This is a genomic window from Enterobacter cloacae complex sp. P18RS (genome assembly GCF_014982105.1).
GTDB classification, from domain to species: Bacteria; Pseudomonadota; Gammaproteobacteria; order Enterobacterales; family Enterobacteriaceae; genus Enterobacter; species Enterobacter hormaechei_C.
The window spans coordinates 124,111-145,802 of the sequence record NZ_JADCKV010000018.1; the positions used below are offsets into that span (position 1 = coordinate 124,111).

Consider the following 21,692-nt stretch of genomic DNA (forward strand, 5'->3'; position numbering starts at 1 on the left):
CTTCGCTTACCGGGCCTACGGTCCGTAGGTCGGGTAAGCGCTAGCGCCACCCGACAATCCCCGCTAACTCAAAATCAACGCAACACCATCAGCAGCGCCAGTACGACAACCGCACCGATGCTCATGGACGCCACATACCAGCGCAGATAACCGTTCTCGCTGAACAGCAGGCCTTTACCTGCAAAGCGAGAGAGGATCGCCGGGATATTCATCAGGCTGTTCAGTGGATCGCGCTTCAGCAGCCACGCAATGCCCAGGAACGGCTTCACGAAGATCATGTCGTACAGCCAGTCGAAGCCCCATGCGTTGTACCACCAGGTGCCCAGCAGACGGCCCGGCGCGCTATTGGCAACGGCAGTCACCAGCGTGCGTTTGCCCAGCCACAGCCATGCGGCAATCAGGATGCCCGCGATAGCCACTACGCCGGAGGTGATTTCAAGCGTCAGAACGCGACCGTGCTCAAGCTCGGTTGTTGCAGGCAGTACGCCCTGCAACGGTGGCACAATCATCGCGCCAACGAAGGTGGACAGGACCAGCAGCACAATCAGCGGCAGGTGGTGGGTAATCCCCTTCCCTGCGTGAGCGTGAATTTGTTCTTTACCGTGGAAGACGATGAAAATCATACGGAAGGTATACAGGGAGGTCATAAACGCACCGACCAGACCCGCAACCATCAGATTGATATGACCATTCGCCATGGCGCCCGCCAGGATTTCGTCCTTACTGAAGAAGCCTGCGGTAATCAGCGGCAGTGCCGCCAGCGCCGCGCCGCCTACCAGGAAGCAGACATAGACCAGCGGGATGGACTTACGCAGTCCGCCCATTTTGAAGATGTTCTGCTCGTGGTGGCAGGCCAGGATCACCGAACCGGATGAGAGGAACAGCAGCGCTTTAAAGAACGCGTGCGTCATCAGGTGGAAAATGGCGGCGTCCCACGCCTGAACGCCCAGCGCCAGGAACATGTAACCAATCTGGCTCATGGTGGAGTACGCGAGCACGCGCTTGATGTCGGTCTGCACCAGCGCGGCAAAGCCAGCCAGCACCAGCGTAACCGCACCGACGATACCCACCAGATGCAGAATTTCCGGGGTCATCAGGAACAGGCCATGGGTACGCGCAATCAGGTAGACACCGGCGGTAACCATGGTTGCGGCGTGGATCAGCGCGGAGACAGGGGTTGGACCCGCCATCGCGTCGGCCAGCCATGTCTGCAACGGCAGCTGCGCGGATTTACCCACAGCGCCACCCAGCAGCATCAGCGTTGCCCACCACAGCATGTTGTTGCCTGCTTCGAAGTGCGCCGGCGCCAGTTCCACCATTTCGCGGAAGTTCAGCGTGCCCAGTTCGTTGTAGAGAATGAACAGCGCGAAAGCGAGGAACACGTCACCCACACGGGTCACGACGAACGCTTTCATGGCCGCTGCGCCATTCTTCGGATCGGTGTAGTAGAAACCGATCAGCAGGTAAGAGCACAGACCCACGCCTTCCCAGCCCAGATACATCAGCAGCAGGTTATCGGCCAGCACCAGAACCACCATGCTGGCGATAAACAGGTTGGTGTAGGCGAAGAAGCGGGAGTATCCCTCTTCACCGCGCATGTACCAGGAGGCGAACATGTGGATCAGGAAGCCGACGCCGGTGACCACGGAGAGCATGGTCAGAGACAGACCATCCAGCACCAGGTTGAAACCGATGTTGAAGTTACCGACCGACATCCAGTTCCACAGCGGTACGCTGTAGGCCTGACGTCCATTGTTAAAGAAGTCGATACCCGCATACGCTGTGACCAGCGCAGCCAGGCCGATAGAGCCAATGCCCACGGTGGCAGACAGATTCTCAGACCAGCGGCCGCGAGAAAACGCCAGCAGCACGAAGCCAATCAGCGGAAAAATAATGGTTAAGGCAAGCATGTTCATCCACGCAACTCACTTACTGAATCGATGTTCAGGTTCTGGCGGCGACGATGGAGCTGTAGCAACAGCGCCAGGCCAATACTCGCTTCAGCAGCCGCGAGGCTGATGGCGAGAATGTACATCACCTGACCATCGGTCTGGCCCCAGTAGCTACCGGCGACCACAAAGGCCAGCGCGGAAGCGTTGATCATGATTTCCAGACCGATCAGCATAAACAGCAGATTGCGGCGGATAACCAGACCAGTTAAGCCCAGAACGAATAAAATCGCAGCGAGGATCAGTCCATGTGTTAAGGGGATCATGCGCGTTCCTCCGTTTTTCTTTTCGCGCGGTCGTCAGTGCGGTTGCTCAGCACCTCGCCGACACGCTCTTCGCGGCCAACGTGGAAGGCCACAACCAGACCCGCCAGCAGCAGCATTGAGGCCAGCTCAACCGCCAGAACGTACGGACCAAACAGGGTGATACCCACGGCTTTCGCGCTGATTGGCGTCCCGTCGATACCCTGGTCGTTGACGCCCAGAATGGCGTAAACAATCACCGCCAGCATGATGGCCGACAAAATTGCCGGACCAATCCACACCTGCGGTTTTAACCACTGACGTTCCTGCTCAATTTCAGAGCCGCCCAGGTTGAGCATCATCACCACGAACACAAACAGCACCATGATGGCCCCGGCGTAGACGATGATTTCCAGCGCACCAGCGAAGTGCGCGCCCAGCGCAAAGAACACCCCGGAAATAGCCAGCAGCGAAATGATTAAATACAGCAGCGCATGCACCGGATTGGTGTGCGTGATCACTCGCAGCGTAGCCAGGATGGCGATAAGGCCACAGATATAAAAAGCGAATTCCATTGCCCTCTCCTTACGGTAACAGGCTCTTGACGTCGATAGGCTTAGCTTCGTTCTCTGCTTCGCCTTTATCTTTGCCGTCGATTGCCATACCCGCCATCCGGTAGAAGTTATATTCCGGGTATTTGCCCGGACCGGAAATCAGCAGATCCTCTTTCTCGTACACCAGATCCTGACGCTTGTACTCACCCAGCTCGAAGTCTGGAGTCAGCTGAATCGCCGTGGTTGGGCACGCTTCTTCACACAGACCGCAGAAGATGCAGCGTGAGAAGTTGATGCGGAAGAACTCAGGGTACCAGCGGCCGTCCACCGTCTCTGCTTTTTGCAGAGAGATACAGCCCACCGGACACGCTACCGCACACAGGTTACAGGCAACGCAACGCTCGGAACCGTCCGGGTCGCGCGTCAGCACGATACGTCCACGGTAGCGCGGCGGCAGATATACCGGCTCTTCCGGGTACATCCGGGTTTCGCGTTTGGCAAACGCATGCAGGCCGATCATCCAGATACTGCGTACCTGAGTGCCGAAACCTACCAATAATTCTTTTAAGGTCATGATCTCAAAGCCCCTTATGGCTGCTGCCAGAGAATGACAGCCGCCGTTACCAACAAGTTGACGAGCGTCAGCGGCAGGCACACTTTCCAGCCGAAGGACATTACCTGGTCATAACGCGGACGCGGTAACGCTGCGCGAATCAAAATGAACATCATCATGAAGAACGCGGTTTTCAGCGCGAACCAGATGAACGGCGGTAAGAACGGGCCATGCCAGCCACCAAAGAACAGCGTTACCATCAACGCGGAAATGGTGACGATACCGATGTACTCGCCCACGAAGAACAGACCGAACTTCATACCGGAATATTCAATGTGGTAACCGTCGGCCAGTTCCTGTTCGGCTTCTGGCTGGTCAAACGGGTGACGGTGACACACCGCCACGCCCGCGATGGCAAAGGTAATAAACCCAAAGAACTGCGGGATAACGTTCCAGATGTCGGCCTGGTTGTTGACGATGTCGGTCATGTTAAATGAACCGGCCTGCGCCACCACGCCCATCAGGGAGAGCCCCAGGAACACTTCGTAGCTCAGCGTCTGCGCGGAAGCACGCATCGCACCCAGCAGCGAGTATTTGTTGTTACTGGACCAGCCTGCGAACAGCACCGCGTAAACCGCGAGGCCTGCCATCATCAGGAAGAACAGAATGCCGATGTTCAGGTCAGCCACCACCCAGGTCGGGCTGACCGGAACGATAGCAAACGCCAGCAGCAGCGAGGTGAAGGCGATCATCGGCGCCAGCGTAAAGATCACGCGGTCCGAGAAGCGCGGAACCCAGTCCTCTTTAAAGAACATCTTGATCATGTCGGCGACCAGCTGGAGTGAACCACCCCAGCCCACGCGGTTCGGTCCGTAACGGTTCTGGAACAGACCGAGCAAACGACGTTCACCAAAGCTCATGAACGCGCCGCAGGTGACGACCACCAGCAGAATCACAACCGCTTTCAGAATGCTCAGCAGGATGTCGATAAGATCCGGCGTTAACCAACTCATGCTTTTGCCTCCTGAAGGTTATCAAGATGCGCACCCGCCAGGACCGGCGCGATGCCAGGCATACCCATCGGCAGACCCACCTGCCCTGCTGACAGGCGTTCAGAAATAATCAGCGGCAGGCTGATTGTCTGGCCGTCGTAGCTAAAGGCAATGTTCGCACCCGCGTTAACGCCAAGCTTCGCGGCATCCGCCGGGTTGAGCTTGATGTACGGCTGCGGCATACGCTGCTGGAATACCGGAGAACGCTGGGACATTTCGTCGCTACCGAACAGATGGTAGTACGGTGCAATACGCCAGTGACCTTCCTGCGCCTGGAAGCTCGCCGGAACGGTGGTGAAGAAGTCCAGACCGGTTTCGGAGGCTTCAATCAGACGCACGCCCGGATCGCCGTGGCGCAGGTGACCGCCCACTTCAGCCTGGAACTTGTTCCATGCCTGCGGGGAGTTCCAGCCCGGTGCCCATGCAAACGGGATTTGCGAACGCGGCGCAGACGGCTGGTTGTTCCCTTCCATCGAGAAGGCAAACATGGTGTCTTTATCCTGCGGCTGACGCGGTTCGTGCACGCTGATGTTGGCGCGCATCGCGGTACGACCGCTGTAGCGGTGCGGCTCACGCGCCAGTTTCTGGCCGCGAATGCGGAAGCTTGCGTCAGGCGCGGCGTCTTTAATGCCCGCCAGCTGAGGCAGTTTCTCAACAACCGCGTCAATAACGTGGTCGAGCTGCGTCCAGTCCACTTCACGGCTCTGCACGGTGCTGTGCAGGGAGTGCAGCCAGCGCCAGCTTTCCAGCATCACGGTGTTGCTGTCGTAGTAGGCCGGGTCATAAACCTGGAAGAAACGCTGGGCGCGGCCTTCGTTGTTTATCACCGTCCCGTCGCTTTCTGCGAAGCTTGCCGCAGAGAGCACGAGGTGCGCTTTGTCCATGATCGCGGTGCGCTGATGGTCGATAACCATCACCAGCGGCGCTCTGGAGAGCGCGGCGTCAACGCGAGCGGCAGAAGCATGGCGATGCAGGTCGTTTTCCAGCACCACAACGGCGTCAGCGGCACCGGATTCCAGTTCGCTTAACGCGTCTTCCAGCGAGCCGCCGCCAATCATACCCAGACCGATACTGTTCACCGCACGGGCAATCATGGTGACACCGACGTCAGCGCCGCGGCCCTTCAGGGCTTTGGCAACGTTTGCTGCGGCCTGGATGATTTCAGCGCTACCGGCGTTGGTACCGGAAATAATCAGCGGTTTCTTCGCCCCCGCCAGCGCCTGAACAATCACGTCGACCTTGTTTTGCAGGTCACGATCCAGTTCAACGGCCGGCGAGTTGCTGTCCAGCGCGTGGGCAATGGCAAAGCCGAGGCGCGCCTGATCTTCAACCGGCGCGCAGTAGGTCCACGCGGCGATATCGTCCAGACGGGTGTTGTCGACGTTAGTCACAAACAGAGGATGCTTCGCGCGCTGACCGATGTTGAGGATGGCCGCAATCTGCCAGTCAGCCACTTTCTGCGCCGCTGCCATTTCACGTGCTTTACCTTTCACCGCCTGACGAACCGCCAGGGCCGCGCGTGCGCCGGTCTGCGTCAGGTCTTCACCCAGCACCAGAACCGCATCATAGGATTCGATTTCGCGCAGCGCAGGCGTATGAATGCCGCCTTCACGCAGCACTTTCAACACCAGCTGGAGACGTTCCTGCTCGCCCTGGGCGATACCGGTGTAGAAGTTTTCCGCCCCAACCAGCTCGCGCAGCGCGAAGTTGCTTTCGATACTGGCGCGCGGGGAGCCGATGCCGATCACTTTCTTCGACTGACGCAGAATATCTGCCGCGCCCTGCATCGCCTGCTCAGCGTTGAGGGTAATGACGTCATCGCCACGGCGCTGTACCGGCTGACGCGGACGGTCTTTCAGGTTCACATAGCCATAGCCGAAACGACCGCGGTCGCAGAGGAAGTAGTGGTTAACGGTACCGTTGTAACGGTTTTCGATACGACGCAGTTCGCCGTAACGTTCACCCGGGCTGGTGTTACAGCCGAGGGAGCATTGCTGGCAGATGCTTGGCGCAAACTGCATGTCCCATTTACGGTTGTAACGTTCAGAGTGGGTTTTATCCGTGAATACGCCGGTCGGACAGATTTCTACCAGGTTACCGGAGAATTCGCTTTCCAGCGTACCGTCTTCCGGACGACCGAAGTAGACGTTGTCATGCGCGCCATATACGCCCAGATCCTGTCCGTCTGCATAATCTTTGTAATAACGCACGCAGCGGTAGCAGGCGATGCAGCGGTTCATTTCGTGAGAGATGAACGGCCCCAGATCCTGGTTACGGTGGGTACGCTTGGTAAAGCGATAGCGACGGAAGCTGTGACCGGTCATGACGGTCATATCCTGAAGGTGGCAGTTACCGCCCTCCTCACACACCGGACAGTCGTGCGGGTGGTTGGTCATTAACCACTCCACCACGCTTTCACGGAACTGTTTGGCTTCTTCGTCATCAATCGAAATAAAGGTGCCTTCGGCGGCTGGCGTCATACAGGACATCACCAGGCGACCACGCGTGTCTTCCGCGTTTTGATATTGCTTCACCGCACACTGGCGGCAAGCACCGACGCTGCCCAGCGCCGGATGCCAGCAAAAGTACGGAATATCGAGGCCAAGAGACAGACAAGCTTCCAGCAGGTTGTCCGCCCCGTTGACTTCGTATTCTTTGCCGTCTACATGAATCGTAGCCATTAGCATGCTTCCAGTTGGCTCGGCCGAAACCGAGCGTTAATCAAAATTCTGTTTTTACCAGCGCGCTTTCAGCAGGTTCGGCTGAATACCATTGATCGAATGGGTATTGCTGAACGGCTGCTTGATGCCTGCTTCGAATTCGTCGCGGAAATATTTAATCGCGCTTTGCAGCGGCTCGACGGCGCCCGGTGCGTGGGCACAGAAGGTTTTACCCGGCCCTAAGAATCGACACAGTTGCTCAAGTGTCTCGATATCGCCAGGCTGGCCTTCGCCACGTTCGATAGCACGCAGGATCTTCACGCTCCACGGCAGACCATCACGGCACGGTGTACACCAGCCGCAGGACTCGCGGGCGAAGAACTCTTCCAGGTTACGCACCAGGGATACCATGCCGATCTCGTGGTCGACGGCCATCGCCAGCGCGGTACCCAGACGGCTGCCTGCTTTACCAATGCTTTCGAACTCCATTGGCAGGTCAAGGTGGGCTTCGGTCAGGAAGTCCGTCCCTGCCCCACCCGGCTGCCAGGCTTTGAATTTCAGGCCATCGCGCATGCCGCCGGCGTAGTCTTCAAGAATTTCGCGTGCGGTGGTGCCGAACGGCAGCTCCCAGACGCCAGGGTTCTTCACGCGACCGGAGAAGCCCATCAGCTTGGTACCGGCATCTTTGCTTGAGGAGATGCCCTGATACCACTCCACGCCGTTCGCGAGGATCGCCGGGACGTTGCACAGGGTTTCGACGTTGTTGACGCAGGTCGGTTTACCCCACACGCCGGAGCTTGCCGGGAACGGTGGCTTGGAGCGCGGGTTCGCGCGGCGGCCTTCCAGGGAGTTAATCAGCGCGGTTTCTTCACCGCAGATATAACGTCCGGCACCGGTGTGCACGAACAGCTCGAAGTCAAACCCGGTGCCCAGGATGTTTTTACCCAGCAGACCGGCTTCAGTGGCTTCGGCAATCGCGCGACGCAGGTTTTCAGCCGCTTCGATGTATTCACCGCGCAGGAAGATATAGCCACGGTACGCTTTCAGCGCGAACGCGGAGATCAGCATGCCTTCAACCAGCAGGTGCGGCAGCTGTTCCATCAGCAGGCGGTCTTTATAGGTACCCGGCTCCATTTCATCGGCGTTACACAGCAGGTAACGGATGTTCATGGATTCATCTTTCGGCATCAGGCTCCACTTCAGACCGGTGGAGAAGCCCGCGCCGCCGCGGCCTTTCAGGCCAGACTCTTTCACCGCGTTAACGATGTCGTCCGGCGCCATGCCGCCAAGGGCTTTACGCGCGCCGGCATAGCCGTTTTTGCTCTGATATTCGTCGAGCCAGACCGGCTGTTTGTCATCACGCAGACGCCAGGTCAGCGGATGCGTCTCAGCAGTACGAATTACAGTTTTCATTTGTACTGCTCCAGCAGGTCAGGAATCGCTTCCGGCGTCAGATGGCTGTGAGTGTCCTCATCAATCATCATGGTCGGCCCCTTGTCGCAGTTACCCAGGCAGCAGGTTGGCAGCAGAGTAAAGCGTCCGTCGAAGGTGGTCTGGCCCGGCTTGATATTGAGTTTCTTCTCAATCGCAGCCTGAATGCCCTGATAACCGGTGATGTGGCAGACCACGCTGTCACAGTAGCGGATCACATGGCGGCCTACCGGCTGACGGAAGATCTGGCTGTAGAACGTGGCTACGCCTTCTACGTCACTTGCCGGAATGCCCAGCACTTTTGCGATCTCGTAGATCGCCCCATCCGGCACCCAACCACGCTGTTTCTGTACGATTTTCAGCGCTTCAATGGACGCCGCACGCGGGTCTTCGTAGTGGTGCATCTCGTGCTCAATGGCGGCACGCTCTGCTTCACTCAGCTCAAAAGCCTCGGTTTGTGGTTGTTGATTCTCGTGCATAATTAGCGGTCCACATCTGACATAACAAAATCGATACTACCCAGATACACAATCAGGTCGGAGACCAGACTGCCGCGAATGGCGGCCGGGATCTGCTGCAAGTGCGCGAAGCTTGGCGTACGCACGCGGGTGCGGTAGCTCATGGTGCTGCCGTCGCTGGTGAGGTAGTAGCTGTTGATACCCTTGGTCGCTTCAATCATCTGGAAGGATTCCTGTGCCGGCATGACCGGGCCCCAGGAAACTTGCAGGAAGTGGGTGATCAGGGTTTCGATATGTTGCAGCGTGCGCTCTTTCGGTGGCGGCGTCGTCAGCGGGTGATCCGCCTTGAACGGGCCTTCCGGCATGTTGTTGAGGCACTGCTCAAGGATGCGCAGGCTCTGGCGCAGCTCTTCCACTTTCAGCATCACGCGGGTATAGCAGTCGGATACGCCGCCGCCAACCGGGACTTCAAAGTCGAAGTTCTCGTAACCAGAGTAAGGACGGGCTTTACGCACGTCGAAATCAATACCCGTCGCACGCAGACCTGCACCTGTGGTTCCCCACTCCAGCGCTTCTTTCGCGCCGTAGGCAGCAACGCCCTGAGAACGGCCTTTCAGGATGGAGTTACGCAGCGCGGCTTTCTCGTAAGACGCCAGACGTTTCGGCATCCAGTCGAGGAATTCACGCAGCAGGCGGTCCCAGCCGCGCGGCAGATCGTGCGCCACACCGCCGATGCGGAACCAGGCCGGGTGCATACGGAAACCGGTAATCGCTTCCACCAGATCGTAGATTTTCTGACGATCGGTAAAGGCGAAGAAGACCGGCGTCATCGCGCCGACGTCCTGAATGAACGTGGAAATGTACAGCAGGTGGCTGTTAATACGGAACAGTTCAGACAGCATCACGCGAATCACGTTAACGCGATCCGGGACGGTGATGCCTGCCAGCTTCTCAACGGCCAGCACGTATGGCATTTCGTTCACGCAGCCGCCGAGGTATTCGATACGGTCGGTGTACGGAATGTAGCTGTGCCAGGACTGACGCTCGCCCATCTTCTCGGCACCACGGTGGTGATAGCCGATGTCAGGCACGCAGTCGACAATCTCTTCGCCGTCAAGCTGAAGAATAATACGGAATGCACCGTGCGCAGACGGGTGGTTTGGACCGAGGTTGAGGAACATGAAGTCCTCGTTTTCGGTGCCGCGCTTCATGCCCCAGTCTTCCGGCTTGAAGGTCAGCGCTTCCATCTCCAGATCCTGCTTGGCTTTGGTCAGCTCAAACGGGTCGAATTCGGTGGCGCGTGCCGGGTAGTCTTTACGCAGCGGGTGGCCGGTCCAGGTCTGCGGCATCATGATGCGCGTCAGATGCGGGTGACCGTCGAAGGTCATGCCGAACATTTCCCAGGTTTCGCGCTCGTACCAGTTGGCGTTCGGGAAAAGTTTGGTGATCGTCGGCAGATGCATGTCGTTTTCAGACAATGCCACCTTGAGCATGATATCCGTGTTGCGGTCTATTGAGATCAGGTGGTAGAAAACGGAAAAATCCGCAGCAGGGAGACCCTGGCGGTGCGTTCTCAGACGTTCGTCCATGCCGTGTAAGTCAAACAGCATGACGTAAGGTTTTGGCAATTTCTTGAGGAAATCGACAACTTCCAGTAATTGCTCACGCTTCACCCAAACAACGGGTACCCCGGTGCGGGTGGCCTGAACAGTAAAGGCATCCGGCCCAAAACGGTTGCGCAGTTCGCCAATGACGGGGTCATCGAGATGATCCCGGGTCTGCCAGGCGGCTTCTTGCGCGGTTAAGTCGGTCATATTGTTCACCATTGCAAATGGTCCGTGGTGACTGTTAAGCCTGGCTTCGCGCTATTTGAGTAGTGATATGCGAAGGTGTTCTCCAGGCCCACAGGCGCAAATTAAATTTCGTCAGGCGTACGCAGGTTGGTGACGGCAATACGTTCACCACGTTTACGCTCGCGCTCAGACTGCATGTTCGCGCGATAGACACCCTGATCGCCAACAACCCATGAAAGCGGGCGGCGTTCTTTACCAATTGACTCCTGGAGCAGCATCAGCGCCTGCATATAGGCCTCTGGACGCGGCGGGCAGCCCGGGATGTACACATCCACCGGAATGAACTTATCAACGCCCTGCACAACGGAATAAATGTCGTACATACCGCCGGAGTTTGCACATGCGCCCATGGAGATAACCCATTTTGGCTCCAGCATCTGGTCATAAAGACGCTGAATAACCGGTGCCATCTTGGTAAAGCAGGTCCCGGCCACCACCATCAGGTCAGCCTGACGTGGAGAAGCACGCAGTACCTCGGCCCCAAAACGCGCAACGTCATGCACCGCAGTGAATGACGTCACCATTTCAACGTAGCAGCAAGAAAGGCCAAAGTTGTATGGCCAGATGGAGTTCTTACGACCCCAGTTGACCATGTCGTGCATGGCATGTTCGAGCTTGCCCATGTACACGCTTTTGTTGACTTCTTGCTCCAGGGGGTCGGTTACGATCTCCTGTTTTTGCAGGGGGTAACGGTCATTCTCACCGTTAGGATCTATGCGGGTGAGCGTATAATCCATCTTATTGCCTCGCTGTTACTGCTGACGATTAGAGATACTGTTTTCCGGGTTGATGTGTTCACGGCGTGAACGCACAGGTGTCCAGTCCAGCGCGCCAATACGCACCAGATAAACCAGACCGGCCAGTAACACTAAAATGAAAATTGCGGCCTCGACAAAGCCCACCCAACCACTTTCGCGAATGGAGGTAGACCACGCGAAGAGGTAAAGCGCTTCCACGTCAAAAATGACGAAGAACATGGCTACCAGGTAGAACTTGGCAGACAGGCGTAAGCGAGCGGTACCTACTGAATCAATACCTGATTCGAAAGGTGTGTTTTTGTGCCTTGCGCGGGCGCGACCGCCCAGGAACCAGCCGCCGACTAACATCAGGCAGCACAGGCCAATGGCTACAATAAGAAAGATTGCGAATGCCCAGTGATGAGCGATGACTTCTGTGGATGTTGACATACTCATTGCTTACTCATCAAAAGTGATACCGACGACACTGCTCTTGCTGGCAGATGGGCATCACATCGATTCATGGGGAGGAACAAAATAACCTTACACTAACTGTCAGAAATGAGACATAGACAGCAAAATGATGGGGTTTTTTACTCCTTTCTATAACCTTTTGTCAACTTTAACAAAGGTTTCTTCACATTAAATTACAACGTGCGATTCTCATTAACATTTGGTGCCCTTTAACCCTGGTGGGTACATGACTTTCCGTCAAATGCATCTTGTTGAATCGTGTCCGTTTTGGAAGTAAAAAAAATAACCCTCCTATTTTGACAGGATTTGCCAACGATTCCTCCCCCCAAATGGGAGTATTTTCTTGATCTGAGACACGCTTTTGTTAATTCAATCAAAAAAACAGCAACATATTTCCTGTTTTTTTAACATCGGCGGGGTATGAGGTAAGTTAGAACAGGTATTGTTTACATCTTAACCAAAAACATTTTCTGCATTGATAAATAAGCGGTATTTGCTTTATCCCTGCTCCGTTCACGGTTATGAATAGCAAAAAAAACCACTCGCAGGAAAAAATCATGCGAGTGGCTCTTTTTTGCACTTACATTTTGTTACGAGAATTTTGAGGGAATGATCACTCAAAATCCCCTTCCACGATCAGGGAGTCGTCCCCTCCTTCGGGAGTAACAGGCGCGTACTGCCATGGATTGTGGTAGTTTTCCATTGCCTCGAACACCACTTTTGCCAGCTCGTTGTTGCTGGCGGCGTTATGGCACAGCAGGTACTCCGTATCCGGCAACGACGGGAGTCCCTCGGATTGACCCAGCACACGCAGATCGGGGCTCATCATCTCCACCGGACGGGCCGTTACGCCAAGCCCGGCCTTCACCGCCGCTCGCACTGCGGGCAAGGTTGACGCCACGTACGCCAGGCGCCATGGAATACCGGCTTCGTTGAGCGCAGCCAGCACCATATCGCGGAACGGACTCGGATCGTCCAGCAGGACCAGGGGTATCGGCTCACCTTTCTGCAATACATACTCCGCGGCACAGTACCAGTGCGTTGGAGAAGTACGCAGCGTCAGGCTGTCAAACTGGCCAGGTCGATGCGTGGTGACCACCAGGTCAACCTCGTTTTCTTTCAGCATCTCAACCATGAAAGCATTGCGTTTAACGCTAACGTCCAGGGCAAGCTTCGGATAAACCGAGCTAATTCGGTTGAGAAGGAAGGGTAAAATGGTATCTGCTGATTCATCTGACGCCCCTAATGTTAACACTCCCTGAAGGTTGCTAAACATTAATGACATACAGGCTTCATCATTAAAGCGCAGTATCTTTCTGGCATAACCCAGAAGCTGAATACCATGTTCTGTTAAAAGCTTATTACGTCCATGACGCGCAAAAAGCTCTTTACCAACCAGTTGTTCCAGCCGCTGCATTTGCTGACTCACGGCGGACTGGGTACGGCAAACGGCGGCAGCAGCTGCTGCAAAAGTGTTGAGATCGGCGACCGCAACAAACGTTCTCAGCAGATCGAGGTCGAGATTCATTATCGGACGATTTGCATTTATCATATCTTTTCACTTTCAGGTTGCTCGTGCGGAGCTGCCCGGGTTGAAGCTGTGTGTAACAGTTAAGCAATTCCTTCTGAAGAGTTTCCCTCGCATCCCGGCCCGGCAGACTGCCTGACAGATAGTTATTGTACTGCGGTATATCACCAGTCAGAAATCACGTTTCATGACGTTATTTTTATTCTCTTGCGTCCAGGATATTTCGTTGTTTGCAGGTCGATGTTAATACCATAAAGAGTAAGACATGTTTTCTGCCATCTATATCGCAGCGTTGGCAACGTAGCAAGATGTGACTTACCCAATCAGCCAGAGATAATTTTAACAATAACAATCGATTAATACAGGAAAGCAGTATCCGATATACGTAACAGGCCTATCGCTATGCTGCATTCCCGAAACACATCTTAACCCAAATCCACTATATTTATAAGTCTTATTGCAATATTAAGGATTTACCGCCAATGATAAGCAACTACACTCTTTTTATTAAAATTAACGAAAGTTGCATTTTCGTCGTTAATAATAAATAAAGTTTAATTTAGATTCAGGCCATTCATTAATAACCCTTAACATTAATTTCACATGAGTAACTTTTAACCTGGCTTTGCTAATATAGCAATCGGTATCTCAGCATTCAGGTTTTACGAATGGTCACTCAGGGGGACTAATGCATCAGCCAGAATCGTCTTTTTATTTATTCCAGAATAATATCCATCTTTATATGAAATTTTTAGCACAAACAACCCAACACCCCTCTTTATCACGATAAATTCAGGCACAAAATCACTCCGTCGTTAGAGTAAGCGATCACCGCGGCATTGCCCGGTTGGACGAAATCTTCTTCTGTGCGCCCTTCAAAACGAAGCGCGGTGGGAGTACATTGTTCCGTGCTCACTTCCACGGCAGGAAGTTGCAATAATAGCGAAAAGGTTAAAGGTTCATGTCCCCTATCGAAAAATCCAGCAAGCTCGACAACGTCTGTTACGACATCCGTGGCCCGGTACTCAAAGAGGCAAAACGCCTTGAAGAGGAAGGCAATAAGGTTCTGAAACTCAACATCGGCAACCCCGCGCCATTTGGTTTTGAAGCGCCGGATGAGATCCTGGTGGATGTGATCCGTAACCTGCCCACTGCACAAGGCTACTGCGATTCAAAAGGGCTTTATTCCGCCCGTAAAGCCATCATGCAGCACTATCAGGCTCGCGGTATGCGCGACGTCACCGTTGAAGATATCTACATTGGCAACGGTGTCTCGGAGCTGATCGTTCAGGCGATGCAGGCGCTCCTGAACAGCGGCGATGAAATGCTGGTTCCTGCCCCGGATTATCCGCTGTGGACGGCTGCGGTGTCCCTGTCCAGCGGTAAAGCGGTGCACTACCTGTGCGACGAATCCTCTGACTGGTTCCCGGATCTGGATGATATTCGCGCCAAAATTACCCCGCGCACCCGCGGTATCGTGATCATTAACCCGAATAACCCGACGGGTGCGGTCTATTCAAAAGAGCTGCTGATGGAGATCGTCGAGATCGCCCGCCAGCACAACCTGATCATCTTTGCCGACGAGATTTACGACAAGATCCTGTACGACGCGGCGCAGCACCACTCTATCGCTGCGCTGGCGCCCGATCTGCTGACGGTCACCTTTAACGGACTGTCTAAAACTTACCGCGTTGCCGGTTTCCGTCAGGGCTGGATGGTACTGAACGGTCCGAAAAAACATGCGAAAGGCTACATTGAAGGGCTGGAGATGCTGGCATCCATGCGTCTGTGCGCCAACGTACCGGCGCAACATGCGATCCAGACAGCACTCGGCGGCTATCAAAGCATCAGCGAGTTTATCGTTCCAGGCGGCCGCCTGTATGAACAGCGCAACCGCGCATGGGAATTGATTAATGATATTCCGGGCGTCTCCTGCGTGAAGCCTAACGGCGCGCTGTATATGTTCCCGAAAATCGACGCGAAGCGCTTCAATATTCACGACGACCAGAAAATGGTGCTCGACTTCCTGTTGCAGGAAAAAGTGCTGCTGGTTCAGGGGACGGCGTTTAACTGGCCGTGGCCGGATCACGTGCGTATCGTCACCCTGCCGCGCGAAGACGATCTCGAGATGGCCATCAGCCGCTTCGGGCGCTTCCTCTCCGGGTACCATCAGTAACGCTGACTTTCCGCCGGGTAGCGCTGCGCTTACCCGGCCTGCAACATCCGCAAATTTGCATCTTCCCTCCCCTGCCCGCACAATGAAGTCTGTCGCAGTGAAGACATAAGGTAACCTATGAGTCAGAGTCATTTCTTTGCCCACCTCTCCCGCCTGAAACTCATCAACCGCTGGCCGCTGATGCGCAATGTGCGTACTGAAAATGTGTCTGAGCACAGTTTGCAGGTTGCCATGGTCGCGCACGCGCTGGCCGCGATTAAAAACCGCAAATTCAACGGGCAGGTGAATGCCGAACGTATCGCCCTGCTGGCGATGTATCACGATGCATCGGAAGTGCTGACCGGGGATCTGCCTACGCCGGTGAAATATTTCAACTCGCAGATTGCCCAGGAATATAAGGCCATTGAGAAGATTGCCCAGCAGAAGCTGATCGACATGGTGCCTGAAGAGCTGCGCGATATCTTCGGGCCGCTGATCGATGAGCATCAGTATACGGAAGAGGAGAAATCCCTGGTTAAGCAGGCCGATGCGCTGTGCGCCTACCTGAAGTGTCTGGAAGAGTTATCCGCCGGGAATAACGAATTTTTACTGGCAAAAACGCGTCTGGAAAAAACGCTGGAATCCCGTCGCAGCGAAGAGATGGACTACTTTATGCGCGTGTTTGTGCCGAGCTTCCATTTGTCGCTGGATGAGATTAGCCAGGATTCGCCACTCTGATTTTCGCCCAGCGGCGCTGCGCTTGCAGGGCCTACGGGGTTGTAGGCCGGGTAAGGCGTAGCCGCCACCCGGCAAAATGCTCAGAACGGAAACAGGACCGGTATCAATACCACGCACACCACCATCACCAGCACGGTGAACGGCACACCCAGCTTCACGAAATCACTGAACCTATAATTCCCGGGCCCCAGCACCAGCGTATTGACCGGGGAAGAGACCGGCGTCATAAATGCCGCGGACGCCGCCATCGCAACCATCATCGCAAACGGATACGGCGAAACGCCCATCGATTTTGCCATCGCCAGCGCAATGGGCGCCATCAGCACCGCCGTTGCGGTATTGGAGATGAACAAACCAATGGTGGCGCACATGACGAACAGGCAAACCATCATCAGGTACGGACCATATCCCCCGCCCGCGTCCATTAAGCCTTTCACGATCAAATCCACCCCGCCGGTTTTCTGTAGCGCCAGGGCGAAGGGCATCATCCCGACGATGAGAATGATGCTCGGCCAGTGAATCGCTTTGTAAGCGCTTTCGGCGTCAATACAGCGGAATTTGCCCATTAACAGACAGGCGATTATCGCCGCCACCGGGTTAGGGATCTCGTCCGTCAGCATCAGCGCGACCATCAATACCAGGCAAAAAATCGCATGGGGCGCCTGGCTGTGCGCCGGTGATGCATCGTTCTCTTCAATCGGCATATTCAGCACCACAAAATCGCGGCCTTTCTGCCCGAGCTGGCTAATCAGTTTCCAGTTGCCGACCACGAGGAAGATATCCCCCAGCAGGATCGGCTCATCCACCACCGCCCCTTCAAGGGCTACGCCATCGCGCTTCAGGCCCACCACGTTGAGGCCATAGCGGGTACGAAAGCCGATTTCACGCACGGTTTTGCCCAATAACTCCGATTCCGGGATCAGCGACACCTCGGCCATTCCCACATCCAGCGCCTGGTCAGAGAAATACTCGCCGCGCAGGACCATCGGCTCCAGCAGCTGCTCGCTACAAAACTCCCGCAGATCCACGTCTGCGGTGGACATATCAATCAGCAGGACGTCACGCGCGCGAAACTCTGACACCCCGTTCACGTTAACGATCACCCGGCGAAAACGACGCCAGCGCTCAACCCCGATGACGTTCGCGCCATAGCGTTCGCGTAGCTTAAGGTCATCCAGCCGCTGCCCCACCATAGGCGATCCCGGGCGGATAGCCAGACGTCGGGCACGCCCGGTCAGACGATACTCTTTAATCAGATCGCGGAAAGAGCGCCGCTTCCAGCCCTCTTTGGCTTTATCCTGCTTCTCCCCTTTCAGCGCGAAACGGGTCAACAGCATATAGATAATGCCCATCACCAGTACCACCAGCCCGATCGGCGTAACGCTGAAAAAACTAAACCCCTCAAGCCCCTCACGGATCAGTTCGCTGTTCACGACGAGGTTCGGCGGCGTTGCGACCAGCGTCATCATGCCGCTGATGAGCCCGGCGAAGCTCAACGGCATCATCAGCCGCGACGGGGAGATCTGCATCCTCATGCAGACGCTCAGCACGACCGGAATAAAGATGGCCACGACGCCCGTAGAGCTCATAAACGCGCCCAGCCCGGCGACCGTCAGCATCAGGTAAATCAGCATTTTGGTTTCGCTGCTGCCCGCCACCTTAACCAACCACGACCCCATCATCGTCGCCACGCCGGTGCGTACCAGCCCGTCGCCAATAATAAACAGGGCGGCAATCAAAATAACGTTGGGATCGCTAAACCCGGAAAAGGCTTCCGGCAGGGAAAGGGTACCGCTCAGAACGAATGCGACAATCACAAACAGGGCGACGGCATCCATGCGCACCTTGCCCGTGGCAAAAAGAATGATGGCGATTAACAGCAGGCTCAGGACCCAAATCAGTTCACCGTTCACAACATGTCCTTGTCAGTGGAGGAGAAGCAATTCTGCCATAAAAAAGCCCCGGTAATGCGGGGCTATATCATGGGATTACATTTTTAGCGAGACGGTTACAACTCCGTCTGACGCCTTCGAGACGTCGATGGCGGTCAGGGTGTTAAGCACGAAATCCGCCTCTTCCAGCCGGGGGGAACCCGCCGGGACGTTAACGGCAATGACGTGGCTTCCGGCGTTCAGCCCGGCCAGCACGCCTGCCGCCGCGTCTTCCACCACCACGCACTCCGCTGGCGCAAGGCCAAGCAGTTCTGCGCCGAGCAGAAACGCATCCGGTTCAGGCTTGCCGCGCTTCACGCGCTCAGCGGTAATGAAGACGTCCGGCGTCGGTAAACCTGCCGCCTTATGACGGGCATGCGCGACGGGAACCGAGCCGGAGGTGACGATAGCCCACGGGATCTGCGCTTCATTCAGGTGCTCAAGCAGTTCACGCGCACCGGGCAGCGCGGTGATGCCTTCGGTATCGGTAGCTTCAATCTGCTCAAGATAGCGGAACTCCGCCTGAATCTCTTCCTCAGAACGTCCCGCAAGGAAGTGCCGCAATGAGGTAATGGCCTGTTTGCCATGGATGAAATTCAGTACGTCATGATGGTCGATGCCGTGCCGGTCGGCCCAGTGGCACCACGAGCGCTCCACCACCGGTAGCGAATCCACCAGCGTACCGTCCAGATCAAACAGAAAACCTTTACACTGCACACACACCTCCGTCAGGCATTAATGATTTGTTGAATTTCGTTGCTGCTTAAATGGTACTGACGCGGACAGGCGTGCCACGCGCTCAGCATACGTTGATACTTATCCCACATCGGGGTCTGGGCGTTGAAGCCGTGCGTACCCGCATCAAAATGGGTGTAACGCCCTTCGGTATTCACCATAAAGCGTACATAGCTCAGATAGCGCGCTTCCGTCGCGGCATCAAAGCCCAGGAACGTCACGCGGCGCTCGTCAATGGACTGCTGGTCCTTCAGATTGGTCCAGGACACATGCAGCGCATGGTACATCTCCATGATGTCGATAACGATACGGCAGGTTTCCTCTTTCAGTTCGCCGAATTCGCGATCCAGTTCGCGCATCTGCAAGCCAAAACCACGTTCGACAATGGTTTGCAGGCGGCTGTAGCGCGCAGCGTTATCGGGATCAAGCATAGTCATCATCTTGTACTGGTTAGACAAAATCAGACGTTGAGCATGGGTCATTTCCATCTTTCGACTCCTGTAGCGCATTGCACTGTAAAAAAAAGACACGGTAACTGATTGTTACTGTGCCTTCTTTTGGTCGTCGTTTCGATGATCAATCACAAGTCATCGAGGAATGTTTTATCAAGCTGTTTAAACGCACGCTTGAGGGTATCCGCCAGCGCCTGATAGTCCGGCTTGCCTTCAACCGGCGCCAGCGCCTGGCCCGCCTCCTCCAGCTTTCCACGCACTTCATAAAACCAGTGTAAAATAGTAGGCGGAAGTGGCGTTACGGAACGTTTACCTAACCACCATAGCCCCTGCATCGGCAGGCTTAACGCAAAGAGCGCCGTCGCGACGGCAGGGCCAAGCTGTCCACCTAACGCTATCTGCCAGCACAGGGTAAAAACGGCAATCGGGGGCATAAAGCGAATCGCATAACGCGTGGCGCGAATAGTGCGATTTTCAATAAACATGGGCGCGAGGCGCTTTTCCATCGGCCATGTCTTTGCGTAATGCTGTCCCCGACGAAACAGACTAAAAAAGTTCACGGACGGGATTTCGGGTGTCGACATGGCTGTACCTCAACTTCACATATAAAAATTAAAATTTTCGTGCAAAACCACAACAGGCTATGACAACGTTCAAAATATTTTGTCATCGCTACCCCGTATCGGGTATCCTGTGCCAGCCTGATAGGGCCGTAGACGATAAGCGTTAACTCGTCAAATTATCGCATATTATGCCATTGTCTGAAAAATGTTCAAAATGGCTTAAAATCATAGGTATTTCTTCCATCCTGCCAGAATGTTCGTTTGGCATGATGTTAATCATAAATGTCTGGGTCAGCATGCGTTACGCTTTTAGACTCACTGACGTTTTTTTAGCCACGTATCAATAATAGGTACTTCCATGTCGAGTAAGTTAGTACTGGTTCTGAACTGCGGTAGCTCCTCACTGAAATTCGCCATCATCGATGCGCTCAACGGTGACGAGTACCTCTCTGGTTTGGCCGAATGTTTCCATCTGCCTGAAGCACGTATCAAGTGGAAGATGGACGGCAGCAAACAAGAAGCGGCTTTAGGTGCAGGCGCCGCTCACAGTGAAGCGCTGAACTTTATCGTTAACACTATTCTGGCACAAAAACCAGAACTGTCTGCTCAGCTGACCGCAATTGGTCACCGTATCGTCCACGGCGGCGAAAAATACACCAGTTCCGTGGTAATCGACGACTCCGTGATCCAGGGTATCAAAGACTCTGCGTCTTTCGCACCGCTGCATAACCCGGCTCACCTGATCGGTATCGCTGAAGCACTGAAATCCTTCCCGAGTCTGAAAGACAAAAACGTGGCCGTGTTTGATACCGCGTTCCATCAGACCATGCCGGAAGAGTCTTACCTCTATGCCCTGCCATACAGCCTGTACAAAGAGCACGGCGTCCGTCGTTACGGCGCACACGGCACCAGCCACTTCTATGTGACTCAGGAAGCCGCAAAAGTGCTGAACAAGCCGGTTGAAGAAGTCAACATCATCACCTGCCATCTGGGCAACGGTGGTTCTGTTTCCGCTATCCGCAACGGTAAGTGTGTTGACACCTCTATGGGTCTGACCCCGCTGGAAGGTCTGGTGATGGGTACCCGTTCCGGTGATATCGACCCGGCGATCATCTTCCACCTGCACGACACCCTGGGCATGAGCGTTGACGACATCAACAAAATGCTGACCAAAGAGTCTGGCCTGCTGGGCCTGACCGAGGTCACCAGCGACTGCCGTTACGTTGAAGACAACTACGCAGAAAAAGCTGACGCTAAACGTGCAATGGACGTTTATTGCCACCGTCTGGCGAAGTACATCGGTTCTTACACCGCGCTGATGGAAGGCCGTCTGGATGCTGTTATCTTCACCGGCGGTATCGGTGAGAACGCGGCAATGGTACGTGAACTGTCCCTGGGCAAACTGGGCGTTCTGGGCTTCGAAGTTGATCATGAGCGTAACCTGGCTGCCCGCTTCGGCAAGTCTGGCTTCATCAACAAAGAAGGCACCCGCCCTGCTATCGTTATCCCAACTAACGAAGAGCTGGTCATCGCGCAAGACGCGCACCGCCTGACTGCCTGATTCCACACCGCCAGCAATGCTGGCGGTGCTGTTTTGTAACCCGCCCAACGCGGCGGTAACGAAAGA

At 55.2% G+C, this 21,692-nt stretch carries 19 protein-coding genes; 3 read left to right on the top strand and 16 right to left on the bottom strand.

Going from position 1 to position 21,692, the window contains the following annotated elements; translation table 11 throughout:
* Nucleotides 1-74 precede the first annotated feature (74 nt).
* The 12 genes from nuoL to lrhA all read right to left on the bottom strand — a co-directional run bounded on the left by nuoL (nt 75) and on the right by lrhA (nt 13,515).
* Entirely contained in the window at nt 75-1,916 is a 1,842-nt protein-coding gene (nuoL, locus tag INF61_RS15205; RefSeq protein ID WP_003861497.1) for an NADH-quinone oxidoreductase subunit L, read from the bottom strand.
* Nucleotides 1,913-2,215, bottom strand: coding sequence for an NADH-quinone oxidoreductase subunit NuoK (nuoK, locus tag INF61_RS15210; protein WP_003861496.1), 303 nt, complete (start codon nt 2,213-2,215; stop codon nt 1,913-1,915). The genes nuoL and nuoK overlap by 4 nt, the downstream gene beginning before the upstream one ends.
* Nucleotides 2,212-2,766 (bottom strand): NADH-quinone oxidoreductase subunit J, encoded by a 555-nt coding sequence (nuoJ, locus tag INF61_RS15215; protein WP_003861493.1) that lies wholly within the window; start codon nt 2,764-2,766, stop codon nt 2,212-2,214. Before nuoJ ends, nuoK begins: the two co-directional genes overlap by 4 nt.
* Nucleotides 2,767-2,776: 10 nt before the next feature.
* Nucleotides 2,777-3,319, bottom strand: a complete 543-nt coding sequence (gene nuoI / locus INF61_RS15220) for an NADH-quinone oxidoreductase subunit NuoI (protein WP_003861491.1) — start codon at nt 3,317-3,319, stop codon at nt 2,777-2,779.
* 14 nt (nt 3,320-3,333) lie between these two features.
* The gene (gene nuoH, locus INF61_RS15225) at nt 3,334-4,311 is read right to left on the bottom strand and encodes an NADH-quinone oxidoreductase subunit NuoH (RefSeq protein ID WP_003861490.1); all 978 of its coding nucleotides are present in this window, start codon (nt 4,309-4,311) and stop codon (nt 3,334-3,336) included.
* Nucleotides 4,308-7,031, bottom strand: coding sequence for an NADH-quinone oxidoreductase subunit NuoG (gene nuoG / locus INF61_RS15230; protein WP_003861488.1), 2,724 nt, complete (start codon nt 7,029-7,031; stop codon nt 4,308-4,310). Before nuoG ends, nuoH begins: the two co-directional genes overlap by 4 nt.
* A 54-nt stretch (nt 7,032-7,085) precedes the next feature.
* On the bottom strand, nt 7,086-8,423 hold the full coding sequence (gene nuoF, locus INF61_RS15235) for an NADH-quinone oxidoreductase subunit NuoF (protein ID WP_003861487.1): 1,338 nt from the start codon (nt 8,421-8,423) through the stop codon (nt 7,086-7,088).
* The gene (gene nuoE, locus INF61_RS15240; protein ID WP_006176513.1) at nt 8,420-8,920 is read right to left on the bottom strand and encodes an NADH-quinone oxidoreductase subunit NuoE; all 501 of its coding nucleotides are present in this window, start codon (nt 8,918-8,920) and stop codon (nt 8,420-8,422) included. Before nuoE ends, nuoF begins: the two co-directional genes overlap by 4 nt.
* A 2-nt stretch (nt 8,921-8,922) precedes the next feature.
* Nucleotides 8,923-10,725, bottom strand: a complete 1,803-nt coding sequence (gene nuoC, locus INF61_RS15245; RefSeq protein WP_003861484.1) for an NADH-quinone oxidoreductase subunit C/D — start codon at nt 10,723-10,725, stop codon at nt 8,923-8,925.
* 89 nt (nt 10,726-10,814) lie between these two features.
* Nucleotides 10,815-11,489 (bottom strand): NADH-quinone oxidoreductase subunit NuoB, encoded by a 675-nt coding sequence (gene nuoB, locus INF61_RS15250; RefSeq protein ID WP_003861482.1) that lies wholly within the window; start codon nt 11,487-11,489, stop codon nt 10,815-10,817.
* 15 nt (nt 11,490-11,504) lie between these two features.
* On the bottom strand, nt 11,505-11,945 hold the full coding sequence (nuoA, locus tag INF61_RS15255) for an NADH-quinone oxidoreductase subunit NuoA (protein ID WP_003861475.1): 441 nt from the start codon (nt 11,943-11,945) through the stop codon (nt 11,505-11,507).
* Nucleotides 11,946-12,576: 631 nt separating this feature from the next.
* Nucleotides 12,577-13,515 carry a transcriptional regulator LrhA gene (gene lrhA, locus INF61_RS15260; RefSeq protein ID WP_017693002.1) on the bottom strand — a complete coding sequence of 313 codons (939 nt, stop codon included), beginning with the start codon at nt 13,513-13,515 and terminating at the stop codon, nt 12,577-12,579.
* Nucleotides 13,516-14,452: 937 nt separating this feature from the next.
* Here lrhA and alaA point away from each other — a divergent pair.
* On the top strand, nt 14,453-15,667 hold the full coding sequence (gene alaA / locus INF61_RS15265) for an alanine transaminase AlaA (RefSeq protein ID WP_003861471.1): 1,215 nt from the start codon (nt 14,453-14,455) through the stop codon (nt 15,665-15,667).
* A gap of 117 nt (nt 15,668-15,784) precedes the next feature.
* Entirely contained in the window at nt 15,785-16,384 is a 600-nt protein-coding gene (gene yfbR, locus INF61_RS15270; protein ID WP_003861468.1) for a 5'-deoxynucleotidase, read from the top strand.
* Between the two features lie 80 nt (nt 16,385-16,464).
* On the opposite strand, the gene INF61_RS15275 is transcribed toward yfbR, so the two are convergent.
* The 4 genes from INF61_RS15275 to yfbV all read right to left on the bottom strand — a co-directional run bounded on the left by INF61_RS15275 (nt 16,465) and on the right by yfbV (nt 20,086).
* Entirely contained in the window at nt 16,465-18,297 is a 1,833-nt protein-coding gene (locus INF61_RS15275) for an SLC13 family permease (RefSeq protein ID WP_017693001.1), read from the bottom strand.
* A 75-nt stretch (nt 18,298-18,372) separates the two neighbouring features.
* Nucleotides 18,373-19,032: a sugar phosphatase gene (locus INF61_RS15280; RefSeq protein WP_047734982.1), complete on the bottom strand. Its 660-nt coding sequence runs from the start codon at nt 19,030-19,032 to the stop codon at nt 18,373-18,375.
* Nucleotides 19,033-19,043: 11 nt separating this feature from the next.
* Nucleotides 19,044-19,538, bottom strand: a complete 495-nt coding sequence (locus INF61_RS15285; protein WP_008502874.1) for a YfbU family protein — start codon at nt 19,536-19,538, stop codon at nt 19,044-19,046.
* 92 nt (nt 19,539-19,630) lie between these two features.
* Nucleotides 19,631-20,086: a terminus macrodomain insulation protein YfbV gene (gene yfbV, locus INF61_RS15290; protein WP_032669438.1), complete on the bottom strand. Its 456-nt coding sequence runs from the start codon at nt 20,084-20,086 to the stop codon at nt 19,631-19,633.
* 337 nt (nt 20,087-20,423) lie between these two features.
* Between yfbV and ackA the strand changes: the two genes are divergently transcribed.
* Nucleotides 20,424-21,626 carry an acetate kinase gene (gene ackA / locus INF61_RS15295; protein ID WP_015572267.1) on the top strand — a complete coding sequence of 401 codons (1,203 nt, stop codon included), beginning with the start codon at nt 20,424-20,426 and terminating at the stop codon, nt 21,624-21,626.
* The last annotated feature ends 66 nt before the right edge of the window (nt 21,627-21,692 follow it).